The sequence below is a fragment of the Gemmatimonadales bacterium genome, assembly GCA_041390145.1.
Lineage (GTDB): Bacteria > Gemmatimonadota > Gemmatimonadetes > Gemmatimonadales > GWC2-71-9 > SPDF01.
The window spans coordinates 130,061-151,296 of record JAWKQM010000009.1; the positions used below are offsets into that span (position 1 = coordinate 130,061).

The 21,236-nt window shown below is 67.2% G+C and carries 20 protein-coding genes and 1 other RNA gene; 13 read left to right on the forward strand and 8 right to left on the reverse strand.

Annotated features, from left to right (window positions below; genetic code table 11):
* Positions 1–88: 88 nt before the first annotated feature.
* From R2910_09545 to R2910_09595, 11 genes are all read left to right on the forward strand, one after another.
* Positions 89–700, forward strand: a complete 612-nt coding sequence (locus tag R2910_09545; protein ID MEZ4413214.1) for a sigma-70 family RNA polymerase sigma factor — start codon at positions 89–91, stop codon at positions 698–700.
* A gap of 79 nt (positions 701–779) precedes the next feature.
* On the forward strand, positions 780–1,835 hold the full coding sequence (gene holA, locus R2910_09550) for a DNA polymerase III subunit delta (protein ID MEZ4413215.1): 1,056 nt from the start codon (positions 780–782) through the stop codon (positions 1,833–1,835).
* A gap of 56 nt (positions 1,836–1,891) precedes the next feature.
* Positions 1,892–2,710 (forward strand): SPOR domain-containing protein, encoded by an 819-nt coding sequence (locus R2910_09555; GenBank protein MEZ4413216.1) that lies wholly within the window; start codon positions 1,892–1,894, stop codon positions 2,708–2,710.
* 8 nt (positions 2,711–2,718) lie between these two features.
* On the forward strand, positions 2,719–5,337 hold the full coding sequence (gene mutS / locus R2910_09560; protein MEZ4413217.1) for a DNA mismatch repair protein MutS: 2,619 nt from the start codon (positions 2,719–2,721) through the stop codon (positions 5,335–5,337).
* Positions 5,338–5,560: 223 nt separating this feature from the next.
* The gene (locus R2910_09565) at positions 5,561–5,974 is read left to right on the forward strand and encodes an energy transducer TonB (GenBank protein ID MEZ4413218.1); all 414 of its coding nucleotides are present in this window, start codon (positions 5,561–5,563) and stop codon (positions 5,972–5,974) included.
* A complete protein-coding gene (locus R2910_09570) occupies positions 5,971–7,359 on the forward strand; it encodes a pyridoxal-phosphate dependent enzyme (GenBank protein ID MEZ4413219.1) in 1,389 nt (462 codons plus the stop codon). Before R2910_09565 ends, R2910_09570 begins: the two co-directional genes overlap by 4 nt.
* 188 nt (positions 7,360–7,547) lie before the next feature.
* Positions 7,548–8,567 carry a D-alanine--D-alanine ligase gene (locus tag R2910_09575; protein MEZ4413220.1) on the forward strand — a complete coding sequence of 340 codons (1,020 nt, stop codon included), beginning with the start codon at positions 7,548–7,550 and terminating at the stop codon, positions 8,565–8,567.
* Between the two features lies 1 nt (position 8,568).
* The gene (locus tag R2910_09580) at positions 8,569–9,399 is read left to right on the forward strand and encodes a rhomboid family intramembrane serine protease (GenBank protein MEZ4413221.1); all 831 of its coding nucleotides are present in this window, start codon (positions 8,569–8,571) and stop codon (positions 9,397–9,399) included.
* A 109-nt stretch (positions 9,400–9,508) separates the two neighbouring features.
* Positions 9,509–10,447, forward strand: a complete 939-nt coding sequence (locus R2910_09585) for a DUF2268 domain-containing putative Zn-dependent protease (GenBank protein MEZ4413222.1) — start codon at positions 9,509–9,511, stop codon at positions 10,445–10,447.
* Between the two features lie 220 nt (positions 10,448–10,667).
* Positions 10,668–10,889: a CDGSH iron-sulfur domain-containing protein gene (locus tag R2910_09590; GenBank protein MEZ4413223.1), complete on the forward strand. Its 222-nt coding sequence runs from the start codon at positions 10,668–10,670 to the stop codon at positions 10,887–10,889.
* Positions 10,890–11,025: 136 nt separating this feature from the next.
* Positions 11,026–11,478, forward strand: coding sequence for a hypothetical protein (locus tag R2910_09595; protein ID MEZ4413224.1), 453 nt, complete (start codon positions 11,026–11,028; stop codon positions 11,476–11,478).
* A 20-nt stretch (positions 11,479–11,498) separates the two neighbouring features.
* Here the strand turns inward: R2910_09595 and mnmE are convergent, their stop codons facing one another.
* From mnmE to rpmH, 5 genes are all read right to left on the reverse strand, one after another.
* Positions 11,499–12,881, reverse strand: coding sequence for a tRNA uridine-5-carboxymethylaminomethyl(34) synthesis GTPase MnmE (gene mnmE, locus R2910_09600; GenBank protein MEZ4413225.1), 1,383 nt, complete (start codon positions 12,879–12,881; stop codon positions 11,499–11,501).
* 177 nt (positions 12,882–13,058) lie between these two features.
* Entirely contained in the window at positions 13,059–14,774 is a 1,716-nt protein-coding gene (yidC, locus tag R2910_09605) for a membrane protein insertase YidC (protein ID MEZ4413226.1), read from the reverse strand.
* A 15-nt stretch (positions 14,775–14,789) separates the two neighbouring features.
* The gene (gene yidD / locus R2910_09610) at positions 14,790–15,017 is read right to left on the reverse strand and encodes a membrane protein insertion efficiency factor YidD (protein ID MEZ4413227.1); all 228 of its coding nucleotides are present in this window, start codon (positions 15,015–15,017) and stop codon (positions 14,790–14,792) included.
* Positions 15,004–15,369, reverse strand: a complete 366-nt coding sequence (rnpA, locus tag R2910_09615) for a ribonuclease P protein component (protein ID MEZ4413228.1) — start codon at positions 15,367–15,369, stop codon at positions 15,004–15,006. The genes yidD and rnpA overlap by 14 nt, the downstream gene beginning before the upstream one ends.
* Positions 15,366–15,527 (reverse strand): 50S ribosomal protein L34, encoded by a 162-nt coding sequence (gene rpmH / locus R2910_09620; GenBank protein MEZ4413229.1) that lies wholly within the window; start codon positions 15,525–15,527, stop codon positions 15,366–15,368. The genes rnpA and rpmH overlap by 4 nt, the downstream gene beginning before the upstream one ends.
* Positions 15,528–16,214: 687 nt before the next feature.
* On the opposite strand from rpmH, the gene dnaA reads away from it, so the two are divergent.
* Both dnaA and dnaN read left to right on the forward strand, forming a co-directional pair.
* Positions 16,215–17,600, forward strand: a complete 1,386-nt coding sequence (gene dnaA / locus R2910_09625) for a chromosomal replication initiator protein DnaA (GenBank protein MEZ4413230.1) — start codon at positions 16,215–16,217, stop codon at positions 17,598–17,600.
* 218 nt (positions 17,601–17,818) lie between these two features.
* Positions 17,819–18,928 (forward strand): DNA polymerase III subunit beta, encoded by a 1,110-nt coding sequence (gene dnaN / locus R2910_09630; protein ID MEZ4413231.1) that lies wholly within the window; start codon positions 17,819–17,821, stop codon positions 18,926–18,928.
* 99 nt (positions 18,929–19,027) lie between these two features.
* Here dnaN and R2910_09635 read toward each other — a convergent pair whose 3' ends face one another.
* The 3 genes from R2910_09635 to rnpB form a co-directional block, all read right to left on the reverse strand.
* A complete protein-coding gene (locus R2910_09635) occupies positions 19,028–19,900 on the reverse strand; it encodes a biosynthetic peptidoglycan transglycosylase (GenBank protein ID MEZ4413232.1) in 873 nt (290 codons plus the stop codon).
* Between the two features lie 26 nt (positions 19,901–19,926).
* A complete protein-coding gene (locus tag R2910_09640) occupies positions 19,927–20,730 on the reverse strand; it encodes a hypothetical protein (GenBank protein MEZ4413233.1) in 804 nt (267 codons plus the stop codon).
* A 108-nt stretch (positions 20,731–20,838) separates the two neighbouring features.
* Positions 20,839–21,217, reverse strand: an RNA gene (gene rnpB / locus R2910_09645) — RNase P RNA component class A.
* Positions 21,218–21,236 lie beyond the last annotated feature (19 nt).

The window sequence follows — 21,236 nt, forward strand, 5'->3', positions numbered from 1 at the left end:
GCGTCAACATTGAACAATGTTGGCGCCTCGGTATTTCCGGGGCCATTACACCAGCGACCGGACTCAAGTCCGGATGGAGATGGAACCGATGTCTGCCACCGCACTGGCCTACGTTCCCAGCTTCTCTGCCCAGACCGACACCAACGACCTCATCGCCGCCCACCTCGCCGGCGACGAACGGGCCTTCACTCGTCTCGTCACCCGCTACCAGCCGCGGCTCGTCAACTTTGTCACCCGGATGATCCAGGACCGCGAGCGCGCCGAGGACCTGGTCCAGGAGGCGTTCCTCCGCGTCTATCGCCACCTGAACCGTTTCGACCAGAGCCGGAAGTTCTCCACCTGGGTCTACACCATCGCCTCCAACCTGGCGCGGAATGAACTCCGCAACCGGAAGCGGAGCCCGCTGGTGCTCTACCAGACCCTCGAGAGCAACAATCCCGACGGGGCTCCGATCGAGTTCGAGGACCCGGACAATCGGCCCGACGAGCTCTATCACCAGCGCCACCTGCGCGAACTCGTGGACGCCGCCGTGGACCGCCTCGGCGAGACCCACCGGGAGGTGTTCGTCATGCGCGAGTTGGAGGGGAAGAGCTACGAGGAGATCGCCGAGATCACCCGCACCAACCTCGGCACCGTCAAGAGCCGCCTCAACCGAGCCCGGTCGGCGTTTGCGGAGGAAATCCAGCCGCACTTGGGCTAGGCTGCACGGCTGCGGGGCAGGGGGGCCGATATTCCGCCTCCCGGCCCCGCTGCCCCCCCGCATCGCCTATCTTTAGGCGATGCCTACCCACTCCTACGGCACCTTCACCAAAGCCCTCGACGCGGGGAAACTTGCGCCCGCGTACTACTTCCTGGGCGCCGAGAATGTGCTGAAGGACGAGGCCACCACCGCCCTCCTCGACAAGGTGCTCGACCCCGGGCTCCGCGACTTCAACCTCGACATCCGCTCCGCCCAGCAGCTCGAACCCGAGGACGTGCTCTCCCTCTGCACGACCCTCCCAATGATGGCGGATCGCCGCGTGGTGGTGGTGCGCGACGTCGAGGCGTGGAAGCGAAAGACGCGCGGAAAGAAGGCGGTCCTGCAGTACCTTGAGCAGCCGATTCCCGAGACCGTGCTGGTGCTGGTTCAGGGCGCCGCCGGAGAAGCCAAGGACGACAAGCCCGACACCGACCTCGCCAAGCACACCTACACCGTCGCGTTTGCGGAACTCACCGTCGAGGAGGCCACCCGCTGGGTGGCGCGCGAAGCCAGGACGATGGGCATCACCTTCGCTCCCGGTGCCGAGGCACATCTCATCAAGACTGTCGGTACCGACCTCGGCGCCCTTCGCTCCGAACTCCAGAAGCTCTATGGCCTCGCCAGCGAGGGCCCCGTCACCCTCGAACGTCTCGGCGACCTCGTCGGCGTCCGCCACGGCGAAACCCCCTACGACTGGCGCAACGCTGTCATGCAGGGTGATACCGCGACCGCGCTTCGGCTGACCCCTGTGGTCCTCTCACAGACCGGCGTGTCCGGCGTGCGCCTCGCCCAGCTGCTCGGCACTGCCCTGGTGGCGACCGCGGCCGCGCGCGCGCATTATGACAGGAAGGTTCGGGGCCGGCAGCTCAACGCCGCCGTCTGGAACCTCGTCAAGTCGGCCCGCCCGGCCGGCCTCGGCCAGTGGGGCGAAGAAGTCAACAACTTCTGCCGCTGGGCGGAGCGCTGGACGCAGCCCCGCCTGCGCGCCGCCCTGAAGGCCACGCTTGACGCCGACCGCGCCAGCAAGAGCACCACGATCACCGGCGACATCGGTACGATCCAGGAATTGGTGCTGCGGCTTCGGACTGAGGACTAAAGACTTTCGTGTTTTCGTGTTTTCGTGTTTTCGTGGATTCAGTTCCCGGAGCAACAGTGAAACGCCTGATCATGCTGACCCTGGTACTCGCCATCGCAAGCGCACCGGCCCACGCCCAGACCGACGCCCGGCTCAAGACCGCCGTGCAGCTGGCCGCCGAGGGTCTGCCCGACTCCGCCACCGCCATCGTCAACGGACTGCTGGCCGTCACCCCGGTCAGCGATCCGTTGTACCCGGAAATTCTCTACACGCAGGGCTCCATCGCCCGCACCACGACGGAAATGCAGCGCGCCTACCAGAAGGTCGCGGTGGAATATCCCACCAGCCCGTGGGCCGACGACGCGCTCCTCCGCCTCGCGCAGATGGATTTTGCTGCCCGTAACTTTGCCGGCACCGTCCGCGGCGCCGAGCAGATCCGCGCCAACGATCCCTCGAGCACGCTCCTTCCGTCGGCTTCCTACTGGGCCGCCCGCGCCAGCTTCGAGCTCGACAAGCCCGCCGACGCCTGTGCGTGGATTACCCGCGGCCTGACCAGCCCCAGCGCCGATGTCGAAGCGAAGAACCGCCTCGAGTTCCTCCAGGGCCGATGCAGCGGCCAGGCCGACACCAGCTCCGGCCCCCCTGCTCCCAGCCCCGCAGCCCAGCCCCCCTCCGGCGCCTGGGGTGTGCAGGTCGCCGCCGTGTCGTCACAGGCCTCGGCCAACAGCGTCATCGCCGATCTCAAGGCGATGGGCATGACCGGCACGGCCGTCAAGGAGAAGGGCAATCTCTACAAGGTGCGCGTCCTGGGGCTCGCATCCCGCGAGGCCGCCGATGCCGCCGCCGCCGCCATCAAGGCCAGGCTCGGCGGCAGCCCCTTCGTGCTGGTGCCCTAGGACCGCCCGTGGCCGCCGATCCGCTGAACTCTCCGCTCATGCTGCAGTACCGCGAAATCAAATCGCGGCACCAGGACGCGATCCTGTTCTTTCGCATGGGCGACTTCTACGAGATGTTCTTTGACGATGCCGAGCGCGCCGCGAAGCTGCTCAGCATCACCCTGACCAGCCGCGGCGACGGGATCCCCCTCGCCGGCGTGCCGGTGAAGGCGGCCGCGGAATACCTGCGGCAACTCGTGGGTGCCGGACTCCGCGTGGCCATCTGCGAACAGGTGGAAGACCCCAAGCAGGCCAAAGGCATCGTCAAGCGAGAGGTGATCGAGACGATCACCCCCGGCGCGCTGCTGGAGGAAGGATGGCTCGCAGGCGCGAGGAACAACTATCTCGTCGCCGTCGGCGGGGTCGCGGGCCGAGCCGCGGCGTCAGCCGCGGACATTGTCGGGCTCGCGGCAGTGGATCTGTCCACGGGAGAATTCATTCTCGAGACGATGCCTGCCGATGGGTTGAGTGAAGCGTTGAGCCGCCTGGCGCCGGCCGAGGTGGCCAGTCCGGCCGATGCCGAACTGGAGCTCGACGACAGCGTGATGCGCACGGCGCGGGAGCGGTGGGAGTTTGATCCCGCGCTGGCCCGCGAGGAAATTGCCCGACGCTTCAACCTCGCCTCGCTCGACGGGCTCGGCCTCGGCCCCGCCGACGATCCCGCCATCGGCGCCGCAGGAGCGTTGCTCCGCTACCTCTCCGAGCTTCAGCCCGGCGGCCTCAAACATCTTGCCCGCCCGACCGTGCGCCGTTCCGAGGGGCACCTCTGGATCGACGAGATGACCCGCCGCAATCTCGAACTGGTGGAGCCGCTCCGCGCCGGAGCGCGTGGCGTCACCCTCCTCGAGACCATCGACGCGACGGTCACCCCGATGGGGGCCCGCCTCCTCCGCGCCTGGCTGCTCAACCCGCTCTCCGACCTGGACCGCATCGAGGAGCGGCTCGACGCCGTCACGGTGCTGGTGGACGACACCCGTGGCCGCTCCCGGCTCCGCGAGGCGCTCGAGGGGGTGCGCGACATCGAGCGGCTGGCCGGACGCGCCGCCGCCGGACGGGCGACGCCGCGCGAACTCGGCGCCCTCCGCGATTCCTTCCTGCGCCTCCCCGACGTGCTCGAAAGCCTCCGGAGCCTCGCGCACCGGGACAACAGCGCCGCCCTGGCTGCCGCCGAGTCGGCGTTCGACCTCCTTGCCGACCTCGGGCAGCTCCTTGCCGCCGCGCTCGAGGAGCGGCCGCCGGCCACCCTCGCCGAAGGGGGCGCCATCCGGCGGGGATACGACGCGGAACTCGACGAGAGCCGCGACCTGCGCGACGGCGGGAAGCAGTACATTGCCGGACTGCAGCAGCGGGAACGGGAGCGTACCGGCATTCCGTCTCTCAAGGTCGGATACAACAAGGTCTTCGGCTATTACCTCGAAGTCACCCACGCGCATACCAGCCGGGTCCCGGCCGACTACGAACGGCGGCAGACCCTCACCGGTGCCGAGCGGTACGTCATTCCGGAGCTGAAGGAATACGAGAGCAAGGTGCTCAGCGCGGAAGAGCGGATGAGTTCGCGCGAGGCGGAGCTCGTGGCGGCGCTGCGCGACCGTGTCGGGGGCGACGTCGCCCGGATCCAGCGCACCGCACAGCTCCTGGCCCGCCTCGACGTCTGGTCGGGACTCGCGGAGCGCGCGGTGCACGGACGCTACGTTCGGCCGGTCATGACCTCCGGCTTCGGGCTGTCGCTGACCGCCAGCCGGCACGCCGTCATCGAACGGATGATGCCGCGCGAGGCGTTCATGCCCAACGACGTGCGCTTCACCGAATCGGAGCGGGTGCTGCTGGTCACGGGCCCCAACATGGCTGGCAAGAGCACCATTCTCCGGCAGATCGGGCTCTGCGTGGTGCTGGCACAGATGGGCGCCTTTGTCCCCGCCGACGCCGCCGAGATCGGGATCGTGGACCGGCTCTTCACGCGGGTGGGCGCCAGCGACAACCTGGCGCAGGGGCAAAGCACCTTCATGGTGGAGATGGCGGAGACCAGCGCCATCCTCCACAACGCCACGAGCGCCTCTCTGGTCCTCCTCGACGAGATCGGCCGCGGCACCAGCACCTACGACGGGGTGGCCATTGCCTGGGCGGTCAGCGAGCACCTGCACGACCAGGTCGGGTGCAAGACGATGTTCGCGACCCACTATCATGAACTGATGCAGCTGCCGGAGCGGCTGGCCCACGCCCGCAACCTCAACGTGGCCGTGCGCGAGACAGGAGACACGGTAGTATTCCTCCATCGCCTGGAAGCCGGCGGCACCGACCGGTCGTATGGCGTGCACGTGGCCCAGCTCGCGGGTCTCCCCGACGCGGTCGTGGCCCGGGCTCGCGCGGTGCTCACCACGCTGGAGGGAACCCACCGCGTCGTGAAGGGACCACCGCCGCCCGAGCCGGACCCGACTCAGTTGCCGCTGTTTGTCGAGGCCGCGCCCCATCCCGCCCTTGAAGCGCTCAGGGCGATGGACGTGTCGAACATGACGCCGCTGGAAGCGTTGAACCGGCTGGCGGAGTTGCAGGGCAAGGCTGGGCGGGGCGGCAGCGGGGACGTCCGGTAACAAGCGCTTGTCCAGAGGCTGGCGAAGGGTTCGGTCCGGAGGGGAGTCAGTGAGCGGTTGCGCGATGTTACCAACCTGCCAGCCGCTCGCGAACTGTCCTCCCCGGAGGACCGACCCGAGCCGGCCGAGAATTGGACCCCGGCTTTCGCCGGGGTGACCACCTTCGTGGCGTCTTTCTCTTCGTGCGTTCTTGTGTATTCGTGGATTCAGTCCTGGAGCGTTGATGCATCGACTCACCGTGCTGGCCGTTGCGCTGCTCGCCCTCGCCTGTGACAAGGGCGAGACCGGCATCATGAAGCTGCCCGACGGCACGCCCCCGCCTGTCGATCAATCGCGCGACCTCCCGCCGGTGGCGCTGAACGCCCAGACGCCGGTGGAGTACCCCCCGGCGCTCTTCGACCAGGGCATCGAGGGCACCGTGATCCTCCGGCTCTATGCCGACACCGCCGGGGTGCTGGTGAACGACTCCACGCGCGTGCAGGAATCCAGCGGGTTCCCGGCGCTCGATTCCGCCGCCGTGGCCGCCGCGCCCAACCTCCGGTTTGCCCCCGCACGGCACGACGGCCGAGCGGTCGCCGCCTCGTTCCTGCAACCGATCTATTTCCGCCATCCCGGTGTTGGAGGAACCACGCCGTGACGCATCCCCATCAGACTCCCTACGACAACGTCCTCGACACCATCGGCTGGACTCCGCTCATCCGGCTCGGCCGGGTCGGCGCCGGCGTCCGCACCCCCGTGTACGGCAAGGCCGAGTACGCCAACCCGGGTGGATCGGTCAAGGACCGCATCGGCCTCGCCATCATCGAGGACGCCGAACAGCGCGGCGAACTCAAGCCCGGTGGGACCATCGTCGAGGGCACCAGCGGCAACACCGGCGTGGGCATCGCCGTCGCTGCCGCCCTCAAGGGGTATCGCTGCATCTTCACGATGCCCGACAAGATGTCGCAGGAAAAGGTCCGGCTGCTCAAGGCGTATGGCGCGGAGGTGGTCATCACCCCGACCGCCGTCCCGCCCGATCATCCCGACAACTACGTCATGAAGGCCAAGCAGATCGTCAAGGACACGCCAGGCGCGGTGCTCGCCAACCAGTTCTACAACCCCGTCAATCCCGAGGCGCACTACCGCACCACCGGCCCTGAAATCTGGGAACAGACCAAGGGCAAGGTGACGCACTTCATCGCGGGTGCCGGGACCGGCGGCACGGTGAGCGGCGCCGGCAAGTTCCTCAAGGAGAAGAACCCGAAGATTCGCGTCATCGCCGGCGATCCCGTCGGCTCGCAGTACAGCAACTGGGCGCGCGACCGGACCATGGGCGAGGGCGCGCCGTACAAGGTGGAGGGAATCGGCGGCGACAAGATCCCGACCACCATTCTCTTCGAGTTCATCGACGAGTTCCGCCAGCTGGGCGATCGCGACGCGATGGCCATGGCACGCCGCCTCGCGCGCGAGGAAGGGATGCTGGTCGGCGGCTCCGCCGGGCTCAACGTGGCGCTGGCCCTCCAGGTGGCGCGGGAGGTGAACGACCCGGAGGCCTGCGTCGTCACCATCCTCTGCGACACCGGCGAGCGGTACCTGAGCAAGCTCTTCAACGACGAGTGGATGCAGGAGAACCAGCTTCTCGACGCGTCGCACAGCACCGTGGCCGACCTGCTCGCGCGCCGGCAGGGATCCCACCCCGCGCTGGTAAGCCTGGCCCCCTCCGCGCAGGTCCGGCAGGCGCTGGGGCTCATGAGCACCTGGGGCGTCAGCCAGATTCCCGTGCTGGAGGAGGGGCGCTCCATCGGCACCCTCACCGAAGCCACCCTCATGACGCGCGCCCTGAGCCAGCCGGCGCTGCTCGACCGGCCGGTGCGTGAAGTGATGGAGGCCTCGCTTCCCGTGGTCGACGCCAGCTTCGCCTCCGACCGCCTGGCGCCGATGCTCACCCGTGACCTCCCCGCCGCGCTGGTGGAGCAGGACGGGACCCTGATCGGGATCGTCAGTCGCTACGATGTGTTGCGCGAAATGATCGGAGCCAGATAGGCGTCCCCCCTCTCCACATTGTGGAGAGGGGGACAGGGGGTGAGGTGGGTCGGGGTGGCGGTGGGGCGGTGGGGCGGTGGGGCAGTGGAGTAGCGGGGCCGCGGGGCCGGGAGGCACTGCGCGTCGCTTCAGCGACATCAGCCGAGGCGCGGCTTGAGCCGCGCGCTCGAATGGGAGATGATCCGTCCGTGAAAGTCACCGTCCTTACTGGTGGAACAAGCAGCGAGCGCGACGTCGCGCTGGCGTCGGCCGTACAGGTCGTGGCCGCGCTGCGCAAGTGCGGGCACGAGGTGGCGGTGGTGGACACCGCGCGCGGCTACATCCCCGAGTCCGACGAAGCGCGCGAACTCGCCGGCACGGTCGGCGTCGCGCCCCCCTCCATCGAAAAGCTGCGCTCCCTGGAGCGCGGGCTCCTCGTGTCGGGGCTCGGCGACCTGCACGTGGTCCGCCACGCGGAGGTCATCTTCCTCGCACTCCACGGCGGCACCGGCGAAGACGGCACCCTTCAGGCGCTGCTCGAGATCATCGGCGTGCCCTACACCGGCAGCGGACCGATGGCGAGCGGCATCGCCATGGACAAGGACATTTCCAAGCGACTCTTCAGGGCGGCGGGGGTGGCCACGGCCGACTGGGCCATGGCACCGATTTCGCTGACCGAAGTCCAGCGCCGGTTCGGCTGGCCGGTGGTGGTCAAGCCCTCGAAACAGGGCTCGACCGTCGGGCTCAGCGTGGTGCGGAAGGCCTCGGAGCTGGAACCCGCCGTGGCGCTGGCCGCCAAGTACGACGACGAAGTCATGATCGAGGCCTTCGTGCCCGGCCGGGAACTCACCGTCGGCGTCCTGGACGACCAGGCCCTCGCGGTGGGCGAGATCATCCCGCAGCACGAGATTTTCGACTATGAGTGCAAGTACACGCCGGGCATGTCGGAGGAAATCTTCCCGGCCGACCTCTCCCCGGCCCTGACCGCGGACTGTCAGCAGCAGGCGCTGGCCGCCCACCGGGCCCTCAAGCTCGGCGGGTACAGCCGGGTGGACTTCCGCTTGACACCGGAGGGTTCGCTCTCCTGTTTAGAGGTGAACACCCTCCCCGGCATGACCGCCACGAGCCTGCTCCCGCAGTCGGCCCGGGCGGTGGGGATCGAATTTCCTGAACTCTGCGACCGGATCTGTCGGTCGGCGCGGATCCTGGGGTCCACCCCGTCGGAGTGACATGAGCATGTATGGCCTTCCGCGTCCCACACCCTGGGTCTGGCGACTCATCATCGCCAACGCGGTCGTGTTGCTGCTCCTCACGGCGCTCCTCCCCGCGCTCGAGCCGTCGCTCCTGTTCGTCCCCGAACTGTCCTACGCCCTGACCCATCCCTGGACCTTCGCCAGCTACATGTTTGTGCACGCGGGGCTGATGCACCTCGCGTTCAACATGCTCATTCTCTACTCCCTCGGCACCCGGGTCGAAGAACGGATGGGCGGCCGCTCCTTCATCCTCTTCTACCTCTACTGCGGTCTCGGCGGCGCCCTCTTTTCCCTCGGCTTGGCGGCGCTGCAGCCCGGGGCGATCGCCGGGGCGTCCGCCGCGGTGCTCGGCGTCGCGGTGGCCTACGCCATGTTCTGGCCGGATGCGGAGCTGATGGTCTTCCCGCTCCCCTGGCCGATCCGCGCCCGCACACTCGTCATCGCGTTGTTGGTGCTCGACCTCGTGCTTGGGCTCCTGAACCCCGGCGACGGCGTCGCCCACATCGCCCACCTCGGCGGCGCCGCCTTCGGGTATCTCTTCTTCCGCATCCAGGGACTCGCCGGTCCCGCGCGCATCCCGCGGCCCCAGGTAGTCGAGCGGACGGTCATGGTCCAGTCGGGTTCCCATGAGGCGGAGCGCTCCGACACCCCGGTGCCGCGGCCCCGCCGCCGCGCACAGCCGGAGCGCGACGAAATCGCGGTCGAAACCGACCGGCTCCTCGACAAGATCAGCGGCCAGGGCATCGCGAGCCTCACACCAGCGGAGCGAAAGTTCCTCGACGAGGTCTCGAAGAAGAAGCGGCACTAGCGCGCGACCGCTTGACATTCGTTCGAAACTCCTTCCCCGCTTTCGCACTTCAAAATTCTCCGCCGTCGTTGGCACTTGCATCGCGCGCCAAATTTTCCTATTCTGGCGCGTGCTGATTAATCTCGTCCCCGATTTTCTCGCCGTCCTTGCCGACGACGATCGCGAAGCCGCCTGGCAACGCTATTTTGAATCCCACAGTGCCGTCCTGAACGCCTATTGGCGCAATTACGTACTGGAACCAGGCTCCCCCGCCGCCGACATCGTCGTCCGCAACGCCCTCGCCGCCGACCGCAGTGATTTGCACGCCCTCCTCGCAGGTGTCGATGTTGTGCGCGTCGTCGAAGAGACGCTCGCCCGTGCCGAAGAGGTATTGCAGATCGACCGGCCGACCGATTGCTACCTGATGGTCGGGATGGGCGGCGCCAACGCCGGCGAACTGGTGGTCGGCGGGCGCGGCGTGGCCTTCATCTGCCTCGAGCATTTTACCGGGCGCGCCAATCCCGAAACGTATGGCCTCGGCCTCACCCCGGACCTGATTCCCCTCTGGGTCGGGCACGAAATGGCGCACACGGTGCGCTACACGTCGCCCGCGAGCCGGAGCGATCTCAAGCGCCTGGTCTCGGATTCAGGCGGGTACTACGACTACTGGGAGACGGGGCGGCGGGCCACCTTGCGTGAGCTCCTCGTCAACGAAGGCCTGGCGGTGCGTGCCGCCGAAGCCGTCGCTCCCGGCTTTCGGTTGAGTGACTATTTCGGATACACCCGGCGCCAGTACAGCCGGCTTCGTGAGCTCGAGGCCTTCCTGACCCGCGCCGCCGAGCCCGATCTCGACCGCGCCGCGCTGGGGCTCCGGCTCCGGTATCTCTCCGGCGGCATGAGTCCCGCCGCCCGCCTGGTCCAGGGCAAGGTCATCCCTGAACGGAGCGGGTACTACCTCGGCCACCGGATGACGGAGGCTCTGGTGCGCCAGCATGGCATCGCCGCCGCGCTGCGGGCGCCCGCGGAGGACGTGCAGGCGGCCGATGAGGCGGCAAGAGGGGTAGCGTAGCAGCCGGGCAGGAGGCAGGAGGCAGGAGGCAGGAGGCGCGAAGGTACCAGACACGGCCTGAAGTGCCAGAGACCGGGCGGCTCCGGAGGCACGTCAGTTCACGGGCTGCCTCTCTGCTGGGTCTCTTCGGCGAGTATGAACTCCAGTGCCGGGGGAGTCGATCGGTCGAAGGGTCAGCCTCCGCCTTTCATTCCGCTCTCCACCATGATTCCTTTTGTTCATGACTCCCACACCCAAGCCCGTCACCGTCACCATCAAGCCCTCGGGCAGTATCTCCATCGAGGGAGACGTCGTCCTGCAGGATCGCGACGGCAACGCCATACCGCGCCCGGCCGAGAAGCATCCGGGCATCCTGAAGCTCTGCGGATGCGGCCACTCCAAGACACCGCCGTTTTGCGACGGGACCCACAACGAGCACAAGCAGGCCACACCGGCCAGCTGACCCATCCACAGGAGCCACGATGCCTGCCTGGCACGCTGACCTCGACACCGCCAAAGCGGTGGCGCAATCGTCCGGTCGCCCGATTCTGCTCTGCACCTGGTCGCCTGGGTGACTGGGCTGCAAGAAAATGGATGCCGTGACGTATCCATCCGACCAGACCGAGTCCTTTCTCTCCAGCCACTTCGAGTGCGTCAAGGTAAGCGTGGCCGACAAGAGCCCGGAGGCGCGCGCCGCCGTGCGCGGCTACCGGCACCTCTGGGCTCCCGGCTTCGTGGTGTTCGACCAGCGCGGCGACGAATTGCGGCGCTTCCTGGGATACCAGGCGCCGAGGGAGTTCCTGGCAGAACTGACGGTGGCGCTCGGCAAGGTGCGGTTGCTCCACCGCGATCCGGCGGGAGCGTTCGAGGCGTTTCGCTCGGTGGCCGATCTTGAGCCACCCGCTCCCGTCACCCCCGAAGCCGTCTACTGGGCTGGAGTCGCGGCCTATCAGCGGGATCGGAAGGACCTGGATTTCCTCAGGGAGTACTGGGAGGAGCTACGGACGCGATTTCCTGAGAGCCGCTGGTGGACCGCAGCGGATGTCTACTGACCGATGCGTCGTCGCGTGAGTCATTTCCCGACGCAGAAACTCCGAAACACCCGATCCAGCACCTCATCTACATCCACCACGCCGATCAACTCCTCGAGCGCCCGCGCCGCCTCGCGCAGGTGATGGGCGGCCAGCACAGCGTCCCCGCGGGCCAGGAGATGCGGCATCGCCTCCTGCAGCGCACCCTGGGCCCGCGTGAGGGCAATCCGGTGGCGTTCCCTGGTCAGCCCAGGCTCCAGGTCGGTCAGGGTCGCGTGCTCGCCAAATGCGGTGCGTACAACGGCGGCCTTGAGCGCATCGAGGCCCTCGCCGGTGACGGCGGAGGTGAGGATGGGCGGGGCAGCGGGGCAGCGGGGCAGCGGGGCCGTAGCGAGATCAGCCTTCGTCCAGACACACAACGTTCGTCCACTCGTCACGGGCGGTCCGGCCAAACCGCCCCGCTGCCCGGCGGCCCCGCTGTTGTCCGGCCCCGCTGCCCCCCGGCCCTGCCCGTCCTCGCAGAGGACGACGACCTCCGCCCCCTCCACATACCGGCGACTGAAGCCGACGCCCAACTGCTCCGCCTCGTCCTCCGACTCCCGGAGGCCGGCGGTATCGACCAATCGAATGGGCCAGCCGAGGAACTCGGTGGCGGCCTCAATGGCATCGCGCGTGGTGCCCGGGGTGGCGGTGACGATCGCGCGGTCGGCGCCCAGCAGCGCGTTGAAGAGCGAGGATTTGCCGACGTTCGGCGGGCCGGCCAGCACGACCAGCGCGCCGGCACGGAGCCGTTCCCCGGCAGGGGCGGTTGCGAGGAGCCGCGCCACCTGCGCCTGCAGTTCCGTCATCCGCTCGGCGATTCGGGCCGGCGCAACGGGCCCATCGTCCTCCTCGGGGAAGTCGATGTCGTAGCCGAGGAGTGCCTCGACGTCGAGAAGCGCGGTACGGAGTGCGGCGAGCCGGCGTGAGAGGCCGCCATCGATCTGATGCAACGCGGCGCGCGCCTGCGCCGTGGCGGTGGCATCGATCAGGTCGCCGACCGCCTCCGCCTGTAGCAGATCCATCCGGCCGTGGAGCACCGCGCGCCTGGTGAACTCGCCGGGCAGTGCCGGGCGGGCGCCGGCCGCGAGGAGAGCAGCGACCAGCCGGACCGGAACCACGAACCCGCCGTGACAGGAGAACTCGACGAGATCCTCGCCGGTATAGCTGTGGGGTCCCGGAAAGACAGTGTAGAGACCCCGATCGATCAGCATCCCGTCACCATCGACAAAATTGGCCAGATGGGCCGTCCTCGGTGGCTCGGCGGTGAAGGTTGGCACCACCTTGGCCGCGATGTCGAGCGCACCCCGCCCCGATAGTCGTATCACCGCCAGGGCGGAACGGCCGGGCGGCGTCGCAAGCGCGGCGATGGGGTCGGAAAGCATGTCAGGAAGGTACTTCAGGCGGGGAAGCGGGGAAGCGGGGAGGTGCAAGCCTCCGAACCCGGGCCGGCTCCGGAGGCACGTCAGTTCACCGGTGGCCTCGCTGCGCGATCCAGCCCTCAGGCGTGAACTCCAGTGCCGGAGGAGCCGGTCCCGGGCGAGGGGCGCCGACTCCCCACGCTATTTCTTCTTCGAAGCCGGCTGTTTTGGCGCGTCCTGCTTCTTCTCTCCCCCGCCGTTCCGCAGCGCGTTCAGCTTCATCCGCTCCTCGCTGATCAGCCACTGCTGCGGGATGCTCGCGATGTTGCTGACCGCGTAGTACAGGTTCAGCCCCGACGCAAAATTCAGGAAGAGCACCGTCATCATCACCGGCATTACGTACATCATCATCTTCATCTGCGGATTCGGCGGGACGCCGCGCTGGCCCATCTTGGTCAGCCCGAACATCGAGAGCCCCATGATCAGGGGGATGATGTACAGCGGGTCCGGCCGCGAGAGGTCGGGCAGCCAGAGGAACGATTGCCCCCGCAGTTCGATCGTGTTCTGGAAAACGAAGAAGAGCGCCAGCAGCACCGGCATCGGCAACAGCATCGGCCAGCAACCGCCCAGCGGGTTGACGCCATGCTCTTTGTAGAGCTTGAACATCTCCTGCTGCAGCTTGGCGGGATCTTCCTTGTACTTGTCCTGGATGGCCTTCAGCTCGGGCTGGATGGCCTGCATGGCCATCGTCGACCGCATCGCCTTCTGGTTGAGCGGCCAGAGGATGAGCCGCACCAGGATGCCGAACAGCACCAGCACCATGCCGTACGCCAGGTGCAGGTTCTCGTGCATCCACACCAGCATCCAACGGACCCCCACCGCCACCGGCCGGATGACGGTCCGGAAGCCGGGCCAGCCGTAGGGGTTCACGTCGTCGAAATCGTGCCCGACCTTGGCCAGTCGGCTGTACTCCATCGGGCCGGCATAGAGCTGGTACCGGAATTCACCGTTGGACGTCACCGGCATGCTGGCCCAGGTAGCCGCCTGGTACGCCTTCTTCTGTCCCGGCAGCGGCAGCGGGCGGACCGTCATCCCGCCAATCGGCGCGGCACCCGGCTCAAAGGCGAGCAGGGCCGTCACGAAATACTTCGACTTCACCGCCACCCATTCGAACGGGCCGCTCACCGTCGCGACCTCGGCGGTGTCGAGCGACTGGAACGCCTTGAACTTGGTGCTCTGGGCCTTCGTCACGAATCCCATGGCCCGTTCGTTCTCGGACAGGTTGGCCTCGGTGTTGGCGAGCCCCGGGCCCATCCCCACCAGGAGCAACCCGCCGTTCGGCCCCACACCGGTGATCGAGCCCACCACGCCGACCTGGTACTCGTCGGGAAGGAAGGTGTAGGCCAGGGTGACCGTGACATCGCCCTGCGTCGACGTGAGTTCGATCGTGTGGGGGGCATCGGTGGACATGCTGGTCGCCGACGTCGCGAAGTTCCAGTCGTCCAGCCGCAGCGTGTCCGAGCCCACGACCAGCCGCAGCCCCATCACTTCCGAGCCCGCGGGGATCAGATTGGCACGCGTACCCTTCATTCCAGGCGCCTGGTCGGCGTAGCGCTCGAGCTCCGCTCGCACCAGCCGGCCGCCACGGGTGGAAATCCCGTAGTTGGCAAGCGGGGTGTGAATCAGGATGGTGTCTTCGGGAGCCGCGTCGGTGGCGCTGGGCACCATCGACGGCGAGGACGACGGCACTGGAGCCGGTGCCATCGGGACGGCGGTGGTCGTCTCGGGAGCGGACAGAGCCGTGGCGACCGAGTCGGGGCCGTCCGTCACCGGAACCGGGGGCTTCTTGTTGAGGAGAGCGGGGGCCATGACGATGAGGGTCATGAGTGCCATCGCCCAGATAAATCGACGATCCATGGTCAGGTCACCCTGTCAGGGTACCGGGTCGTACCCGCCGGGATTGAACGGGTGACAGCGAATGAGGCGCCGAAGACCGAGCCAGATGCCCTTGAGGGCGCCGTATTTGGACACCGCCTCCAGCGTGTACTGCGAGCAGCTTGGCGAGAACCGGCAGCTCGGCGGGAGGGCGGGGCTGATGAACTTCTGGTAGCCGCGGATCGGCAGCATGACGATCCGGCGGGGAACATCACGGAGCCGCATCGGGACTCCCGGCGACGGTCTCGCGCCAGGCGTGGACTTCGGAGCGCAACGCCGCGAACGTGGCCGCGTAGGCCTCGCGCCGGGCTCGCACCAGCAAATCCACCGGAGGCGTGGACCCCTGCACCTCCCGACGCCACAGCTCCTTCAGGCGCCGGCGCAAACGATTGCGGGCCACCCCCGTGGACTGGTACTTCGGGACGATGAGTCCCATCCGGGGAAGGCCCGCCACATTATCCGACCAGAGAAACTCCAAATGTCCCGTGCGCATCCGGCGGCCTGTGTTGAGCAGACGGCGGATGTCCGACGATTTCGCGAGCCGACTGGCCCGCGAAAATCGCTCACTAGACGTCAGGAGCCCCCGTGCTTCGACGGAAGGCTGACAACCAGCGACTTCCGACCCTTTTTCCGACGCCGCGAAAGAATCGCACGACCCCAACGGGTCGCCATGCGCGCGCGAAAGCCGTGCTTGCTGATACGCCGCTTGTTTCTCGGCCTGTACGTAGGCTTCATAACTCTATCCTATAGTGAGACTTAATGAGCCCGAAAACGTAATCTCTGGGTGTGGAAAGGTCAAGGAGGGGGAGGCAGCGGGGCAGCGGGGCAGCGGGGCAGCGGGGCAGCGGGGCAGCGGGGCAGCGGGGCAGCGGGGCAGCGGGGCCGAAGCTGTGTGGTACACCAGGATCCGTCAACCACGATTCTCGTGGAATTGACCGTCTGGAGAGATCCAAGCATCCGGCACGAAGTGGTGGGTTCATGTGCCAGGGGTGGGCGTGAGCCCACCCCGGCGTGAGCCCACCCAGACGTGAGCCCACCCCGGTGGGTCCGCCGACGCACGGGATCGCCATGGGCATCGGGGCACATGCCCGCCCCGGTCCGTCCAACCGAGCCGGGGGATGCCTTTTCAGGCGTCGTCATCAGCCCACTTTGATGCGACCCTGGCGCCGATTCGATGCGTCGGGCGGCATCGGCAATATCGATTCATCCTTCCCGCATTCCCGCGTTCCCGCGTCCCCGCCCATGTGGACACGCACACGCAACTCGCTCGCTTCCCTCTGGTTCCGAAGTTCATGAACATGGATTCCAGCGCTGTCAAGTGCGTGTAACGCAACCCACATTTTCCGCTACGTTGACTTTTCCACACTGGGCTCGTAGAATCGTCCCCCCAAGCCATTTCTCCCACCGGGTTCACGAGTCTCGATGCCGCTGTCCGCCAAAGAAGCCTGGAAACGCATTCTCGAAGATGCGCGCCGTGAGCTTCCCGAACACGCAATCCGCACCTGGCTGGAGCCGACCTCGGCAATAGCCCTGGACGGATCGGAGCTCGTGATCGGTGCGCCGGACCAGTTTGCCGTCGAGTGGAACGAGACCAAGCATGCCGGTGTGCTTTCGAAGCTGGCGGAGCCGCTCCTCGGGCAGGCCACCAGGATCGTCTTCCGTGTCCAGGAGGAGCGGCAGCAGCGGCCCCAGATGGACTTCTTCGTGGCGCCGCCTGCCAGCGAGCCGGCCGCAGCGGCTGCCATCCGGAACACCCAGCCGCTCAACGAGCGCTACACCTTCGATACCTTCGTCATCGGGAAGTCGAACGAGCTGGCGGCCGCCGCCGCACATGCCGTGGCCGAGGCGCCGGGCAAGACCTACAATCCGCTCTTCATCTATGGCGCCACCGGGCTGGGCAAGACCCACCTGATGCAGGCCATTGCCCACGCCGTCGTGCAGCGGGCCCCCGAGACCCGGGTCCTCTTCGTGGGCGCCGAGCAGTTCATCAACGAGGTCATCGAGAGCATCCACAGCCGCACCACGCCGGAGCTGAAGCGCCGGTACCGGAGCGACGTGGACCTCCTGCTGGTGGACGACGTGCACTTCCTGGAGGGCAAGGAGCGCACCCAGGAGGAGTTCTTCCATACCTTCAACGCCCTCTACGAGGCCGGCAAGCAGATCGTCGTGACCTCCGACCGGCCCCCCAAGGAGCTCCCCGGCCTCGAAGCACGGCTGGTGAGCCGGTTCGAGTGGGGCATGGTGGCTGACAGCGGTCTTCCCGACCTCGAGCACCGGATTGCCATCCTGCAGAAGAAGCAGGAGCAGGACCATCTCGAGATGACCATCCCGGACGATGTGCTCCGGTTCATCGCCGAGCACGTCCGGTCCAACGTCCGGGAGCTCGAAGGGTGTATCATCAAGCTGCTGCTCTTCGCCTCGCTGAAGCACCGGGAAATCACCATCGAGCTGGCGCGCGAGTCCCTGGCCGACAAGATCAAGGCCAGCGAAGAGGCTGCCAGTGTGACACCCCGGCCGCTCCCCTCCGTGGACCGGGTGCAGGAAATTGTGTCGCGACGGTGGGGCGTCACTCCTGAGGGACTGCGCTCCAAGGCGCGCATCCAGACACTGACGGTGCCGCGGCAGATCGCGATGTACCTGGCGCGCGAAGTTCTCCAGATGCAGCTGGTCGAAATTGGCCAGGCGTTCGGTGGCCGCGACCACAGCACCGTGATTCACAGTGTGGACAAGGTTGAACGTCAGATGGCGCGGGATCGTGCGTTCCGAGAGCGAGTTGACCTCGCCCGGCAGGAGTTGTTCGCACAATAGTCGGCTCGGCGAATGTGGTTAAGTGTGGAATCGACATTCGCACTCGAAATCGGCGGAGCTTTCCAGTTGCTCCACACGCTTCCGACAGAGCCAAAGTGGTCCAGGGTGTTGTTCGACGGTGAGTTGGGGCGGTCACCCACATCTCCACACCCTCTACTACTACTACTAGTCATATATATCTATAGAAGTACTAGTACTACTTGCACGGTGGGGACGGTATGAAGTTCACGATTACACGCGAACAGTTCCAGGAAGGTCTCGTGGCCGTGGCGGCCAGCGTTCCCGCCAAGACCACCCTCCCGGTGCTGGCCAATATCCTGCTCGAAGCCACCAAGGACGGCCTCCGAATTTCGGGGACCGATCTCGACATTGCTGTCAGCACGACCGTGGCGGCCAGTGTCGACCAGGAAGGCGCCATCACCCTGCCAGCCCGGAAGCTGGTGGAGATTGTCCGGGAACTCCCCAGCGCCAGCATCCGGTTTACCGCCTCCGGAGAGCAGCGAGTCAGCCTGGAGTGCGGCAAGTCGAAGTTCAAGCTGCTGGGATTGCCACGTGAAGAGTTCCCCGCCTTCCCGACCGTCAGCTTCGACGGCGGATGGACGGTGGCGGCCAAGGAGCTGCATAAGCTCATTGGCCACGTGGCGTTTGCGGCCAGCACCGAGGAGAGCCGCCCGATCCTGAACGGCGTGCTCTGGGAGCTCCGTCCGGACAAGATGCGCATGGTGGCCACCAACGGCCATCGGCTGGCGCGCATGGATGTCCCGGTTTCGGGAGGCAAGACTCAGGCAGACCTGATCGTGCCGCCCAAGGCCCTCGACCAGATCCGTCGCCTCTTCGGCGCCGACGACAGCGTCGAAATGGCCCGCAGCGACAACCACCTCGGCTTCCGGTCGGCCACGACGCAGGTCTACACCCGCCTCATCGAGGGCCCGTACCCGAACTACGAGCAGGTCATCCCGAAGGAAAACGACAAGGTGGCCACCGCCGACAAGGCGGCCCTGGCCGCAGCCCTGCGGCGGATGAGCACCGTGGCCAGCGACCAGACCCACCGCATCCGGATGGCGTTCTCGAGCGGCGGCTGCAAGCTCTCGGTCCAGACCCCCGACCTCGGCGAGGCCCAGGACGAGCTGACGGTCACCTACGAGGGAGAACCGCTCGAAATCGGCTTCAACGCCACGTACCTCCTCGAGATCCTGAAGTTCATCCCGACCGACGAGGTGCGGATGACCTTCAAGGCCCCCGAGCGCGCCGCCACCTGCGAGCCGGTGGGCTGGGACGACCCGGCCAGCTACATGACCCTGGTGATGCCGCTGCGGCTGGTTGATTAGGCGGGGCGGCAGGGCCGCTGGGCGGTAACAGCACAAGGGGCACCCTCTGTGAGGTTGCCCCTTGCCATTTCTGCTCGCCATTCGATTTTCCAGCCCCGCCTAAATGCTATCCGGCACCACCATCTCCTCGATTACCGGCGGTGGCGGGACCGTCTCCTCGTCCGCTTCCTGTGGAATCGCCACCACCTCGCCCCGCATCCGCCGCAGAATCAGGTCCCGCCGCCAGCGCATCCGCCCCGTCCGATAGGCCGGATTCGAGGAGAGGGGAAAGGGCAGCGATCCTGCCAGCGAGGCCGCCTGGGCCGGTGTCATCCGGCTGGCAGGCCGGTCGAAATAGAACTGGCTGGCGGCCTCGGCGCCCCAGATGTTGGGCCCGAATTCCGCCACGTTGAGATACAACTCCATGAGGCGCCGCTTGCTGAGCGCCGCCTCCAGTCTGTAGGCCGTCACCCCCTCCTTCAGCTTCCGCAGGGGGTTTCGGTCCGGCGACAGGTAGAGGTTCTTGGCGAGCTGCTGCGTGATGGTGCTGGCGCCGCGCAGCTTGGCCCGTCGGCTCCAAAGGGAGCCCAGGGTATACCAGAGCTCGGCCCGGTCCTTCGGGTCGCTCCAGGCGAAATCTGCGCGACGGTAGCCCAGTGCCTCGAGGATGGCGAGGTAGTCAATGCCGTGGTGCTCGAGGAAGCGGTTGTCCTCCCCGATCATCGCGGCCCGCGGCAGCCAGACGGAAATGGAATCCAGTGGAACCGGCCGGTAGGTGGGCTGCTCGGGGAAGCCGCGACTCCGCGCTTTCCCGGCCCCGCTGCCCCCCTGCCCCGCTGGCCCGCCGGCGACTGCGTCGCCACGCATCGACATGAATGCCGTCTGCGCCGGCCAATGCGTCCGGTACCAGAGCGGGGGCGGCCAAACCGCCATCAACCAGAGGAGGAACACTCCCCCGGCGATGGCGGTCCAGCGCACGGCGGTGCGCCACATGCGCGGGCTAGCGCAACGCGCGCGACTTAGAAGGAGCCGATCGTGATGACGGTGTGCGCCTTGAGCGGAATCGGCATCGGCGCCTGGCTCGTGGTGATCACGATATCGGAGTCGAGGGTGTTCGTCCCGCCCAGGTATGTGCCTTCTTTCGTCACGTAGTACGTTCCCACGCCCGTGCCAGCGCCTTCCAACTGCATGTCGCCGCCGGGGCCGCTCTGGCTCCCGACCGACGAGGTGACGCTGGTGGTGTTGATGGTCAGCGCCTTGGTGTTGTTGTACATCCCCTCGCCCGCCGCCGTGAAGGTCGTCTCCATCTTGATGCTGGTGGAGCCGGCGTCGGAGGTCGAGGTGTACGACAGGGTGTCGGTCCAGACGTCGCCCTTCTTCTTGGTGTGCGCCGCGCCGCGCGGGAAGAAGCCGGCCAGCACCGCCTCAAACTGCTGCGCGCCGGGGCCGCCCTGCACGAAGACGAGGTTGTCGATCTTCCCCTTCTCGGTGAGCAGACCCTTCCACGTCGAGCCCTTCGAAGAATCGGCGGCCGCCTGCAGAATGGCCTGCCCCTGCGTGGCGCTGTCGACAGCCATGCTGTCGAGCACCATGGTCAGCGCCTTGCCGCCGGTGGTGTCCTTGAGCGTCATCGTGAAGTAGCCGGAGAAGCCGGCGGTGTTCTTCTGCTCGCCGGCGCCCATCGCCGACAGGTCGAGGGTTGACTGGGCGACGATGCCGATCTTGTAGTGCAGTGTCGTCACCGCGGCGGTGGGGTCCGACTGCACCGGGGTACCGATCAATCCGCCGGCCAGGGCCGCGGTGGACAACAGTCGTACGAACATGGGATCCTCGGAGTAGGGGCGAACGCGTGAGCCCCGGACCGCTGGGCGCGGGCCGACTCTCGCTGGGAAGAATCTATAACGAACGCCGCCCCGGCGGGGGCCGGGGCGGCGCGGGGCGGGCCATAAGCCGAGTTCTGTACCCTGTCGCCAGGGGATGGTCATCTGTCTGGGACGGTCGTCGCCGACCGCCTCGAGCAGCCTACCCGCGGCTCACCGTTGCCGGTGGGGTCGGTGCGGGCCGCACCTCGCCGCTTATTTGGCCTTGCTCCGACTGGGGGTTGCCGTGCCATCGCTGTTGCCAGCGACGCGGTGGGCTCTTACCCCACCCTTTCACCCTTACCCTCCGACGCTTGCGCGTCCTCGGGCGGTTTGCTTTCTGTTGCCCTGTCCGTCGCCTTGCGGCGCCCAGGCGTTACCTGGCAGTCTGCCCTGTGGAGCTCGGACTTTCCTCGGATGCCGAAGCACCCGCGACCATCGAGCCTGCCCCGCCCGGAATATAGCCGTGG